3 protein-coding genes are annotated in these 3,294 nt (G+C 68.4%); all 3 read left to right on the forward strand.

What is annotated here, in order from left to right; translation table 11 throughout:
* Positions 1–145 precede the first annotated feature (145 nt).
* The 3 genes from pstC to pstB are packed head-to-tail and all read left to right on the forward strand — an operon-like array spanning position 146 to position 3,038.
* A complete protein-coding gene (gene pstC / locus ACFVH5_RS44135) occupies positions 146–1,153 on the forward strand; it encodes a phosphate ABC transporter permease subunit PstC (protein WP_385839328.1) in 1,008 nt (335 codons plus the stop codon).
* A complete protein-coding gene (gene pstA / locus ACFVH5_RS44140; RefSeq protein WP_385839329.1) occupies positions 1,150–2,211 on the forward strand; it encodes a phosphate ABC transporter permease PstA in 1,062 nt (353 codons plus the stop codon). The genes pstC and pstA overlap by 4 nt, the downstream gene beginning before the upstream one ends.
* A 50-nt stretch (positions 2,212–2,261) precedes the next feature.
* On the forward strand, positions 2,262–3,038 hold the full coding sequence (gene pstB, locus ACFVH5_RS44145) for a phosphate ABC transporter ATP-binding protein PstB (RefSeq protein ID WP_107015222.1): 777 nt from the start codon (positions 2,262–2,264) through the stop codon (positions 3,036–3,038).
* Positions 3,039–3,294 lie beyond the last annotated feature (256 nt).

A 3,294-nucleotide genomic window follows, 5' to 3' on the forward strand; every position in this document is an offset into this window, starting at 1 on the left:
TGTTTTTGTCCCCCGCGCGTGGGCGGTCGGGTTGGTTCGGGCGCGCCCGCCCCCCCCCCCCCCCGGGCCCCCCCCCCCCCCCCCCGTCCGGTGCACCGCCGCCTGGGGCCGCACACGGTGTGGGCCCCGCAGACCGGAGAACCTCATGGATATATCCACCAAGAACGACGCAGTGCCTCCCCCCGTCTCCCCACCCACCGAGGCCGAGCAGAAGCGCGCCGCCCGCGGGGCCACCCGGCCCGGCGACCGCATCTTCCTCGGCCTGTCCCGCGGGTCGGGCATCTTCCTTCTCGTGATCATGGCCGCCATCGCGGCCTTCCTCACGTACCGCTCCGTGCTTGCCATCAGCAAGGACGAGAGCAACTTCCTCACCACCATGGAGTGGAACCCGACCGCCGTACCGCCGAGCTTCGGCATCGCGGTCCTGGTCTACGGCACGGTCGTCTCGTCGATCATCGCGATGGTCATCGCGGTCCCGATCGCGGTCGGCATCGCCCTGTTCATCACGCACTACGCCCCGCGCAAGCTCGGCGGCCCCCTCTCCTACGTGATCGACCTGCTCGCCGCCGTGCCGTCCATCGTGTACGGCCTGTGGGGCGCCCTGGTCCTCGCACCGCACATGATCGGTCTCTTCGGCTGGCTGGACGACTACTTCGGCTGGACCGGCATCCTCGACTGGCAGGGCGGCGCACCGCGCTCGCTGTTCACCGTGGGCATCCTGCTCGCGATCATGATCCTGCCGATCATCACCAGCGTGAGCCGCGAGGTCTTCCGGCAGGCTCCGCTGATGCACCAGGAAGCCGCACTGGCCCTCGGCGCCACGCGCTGGGAGGTCATCCGCATGTCGGTGCTGCCCTTCGGCCGCTCCGGTGTCATCTCCGCCTCGATGCTCGGCCTCGGGCGCGCGCTCGGCGAGACGATGGCGGTGGCCACGGTCCTGTCCCCGAGCTTCGAGATCAACGCCAGCCTGCTCGACCCGGGCGGCGGCACCTTCGCCCAGAACATCGCCAGCAAGTTCAGCGAGGCCAGCGAGATGGGCCGTGACGCGCTCATCGCCTCCGGTCTGGTGCTGTTCATCATCACCCTGCTGGTCAACGGCGGAGCCCGCATGATCATCGCCCGCCGCGCGGAGTACTCGGGGGCCAACGCATGAGCCAGACCGTCAACGACCGGCGTCCCAGCACCCTGCAGGGCGCGACGCTGCCCAAGTGGAGCCCGTACGCGATCGCCGGCGGCTCGATCGCGCTGGGTCTCGGCATCAGCGCCGCGGCCGGACTGGACAGCAAGATCCAGTGGGGCCTGATGGCCGCGGTCTTCTTCGTGGCCGCGTCGTACGGCATCGCTGCGAAGGTCGAAGGCCGCCGACAGGCCAAGGACCGGGTGGCGACCAGCCTCGTCTGGGTCGCGTTCCTGCTCGCCGTCATCCCGCTGGTCTCGCTCATCTGGGAGACCGTCAAGCGCGGGGTGAAGGTCCTCGACGTCTTCTTCCTCACCCACTCGATGGGTCTGGTCACCGACACCGAGCCCGGCGGAGGCATCTACCACGCGATCCTCGGCACCCTTGAGCAGGTCGGCATCGCCACGGTGATCTCCGTGCCGATCGGCATCCTGACCGCCGTCTACCTCGTGGAGTACGGGCGCGGCAGGCTCGCCAAGGCCGTCACGTTCTTCGTCGACGTCATGACCGGCATCCCGTCGATCGTCGCGGGCCTGTTCGTCCTCAGCTTCTGGATCATCATCCTGGACATGGGCTACTCCGGGTTCGCCGGCGCGATGGCCCTGACCATCCTGATGCTGCCGGTGATCGTCCGCTCCACCGAGGAGATGCTCAAGCTCGTCCCGAACGAGCTGCGCGAGGCCTCGCTGGCGCTGGGTGTGCCGAAGTGGCGCACCATCATGAAGGTGGTCCTGCCGACGTCCATCGGCGGCATCACCACCGGTGTGATGCTCGCGGTCGCCCGCATCACGGGTGAGACCGCGCCGGTGCTCCTGCTGGTGTGGGGTTCGACCTTCATCAACACGGACCCCTTCGACGGTCCGCAGGCCTCGCTCCCCATGTACATCTACCAGCAGTACGCGAACAGCGGCGGCTCCGGCGCGGCGTACGACCGGGCCTGGGCGGCGGCGCTCACGCTGATCGCGTTCGTGATGATCCTCAACTTGGCGGCTCGCGGCATCGCCCGCTGGAAGGCCCCCAAGACCGGTCGCTGACGCGGCCACACAGCGACCAGTTTTCCCCCTCGAAAGAAGCAGTGATCCCCATGGCCAAGCGAATCGACGTCAGCGGCCTCAGCGCCTACTACAGCTCGTTCCGAGCCATCGAGGACATCTCGATGGCCATCGAACCCCGATCGGTGACGGCCTTCATCGGCCCCTCCGGCTGCGGCAAGTCCACCTTCCTGCGCACCCTCAACCGGATGCACGAGGTCACGCCGGGCGGACGCGTCGAGGGCAAGGTCATGCTCGACGACGAGAACCTGTACGGCGCCGGGATCGACCCTGTGTCGGTGCGGCGCGAGGTCGGCATGGTCTTCCAGCGTCCGAACCCCTTCCCCACGATGTCCGTCTTCGACAACGTGGCGGCGGGCCTGCGGCTCAACGGCAGCTACAAGAAGTCCGAGCTGGGCGACATCGTCGAGAAGTCGCTCAAGGGCGCGAACCTCTGGAACGAGGTCAAGGACCGGCTGAACAAGCCGGGGTCCGGGCTTTCCGGCGGTCAGCAGCAGCGTCTGTGCATCGCGCGGGCGATTGCGGTGGAGCCGAAGGTGTTGCTCATGGACGAGCCGTGCTCGGCGCTCGACCCGATCTCGACGCTGGCCATCGAGGACCTGATCGGTGAGCTGAAGGAGCGCTTCACGATCGTCATCGTGACGCACAACATGCAGCAGGCCGCGCGTGTCTCCGACCGGACGGCGTTCTTCAACCTGTCCGCGGTCGGGCAGCCGGGGAAGCTCATCGAGATCGACGACACCGAGCGGATCTTCTCGAACCCGTCCGTGCAGGCGACCGAGGACTACATCTCGGGGCGTTTCGGCTGAGCCGACGTCTTCGTCTTCGAGCCGGCGCCTCGCGTACGTCTCCCGGACCCCTCGCGGTGCTGCATGGCGGTGCCACCGCGGGGACCGATAGGGCCCGCTTCCCGGCGCTTGCGCCGGGGGGCGGGCCCGTTGGCTTTTTCTCGCCCCCGCCGCCCCTACCCGTTCCCGTCCACGCATGGGGCTGCGCCCCTCGCCCCCAGATCGCGCTCCGCGCTCGTCCTCAAACGCCGGACGGGCTGAAAGATGTCTTTCAGCC

The organism is Streptomyces sp. NPDC127119 (assembly GCF_042677425.1).
Taxonomy (GTDB): Bacteria; Actinomycetota; Actinomycetes; order Streptomycetales; family Streptomycetaceae; genus Streptomyces.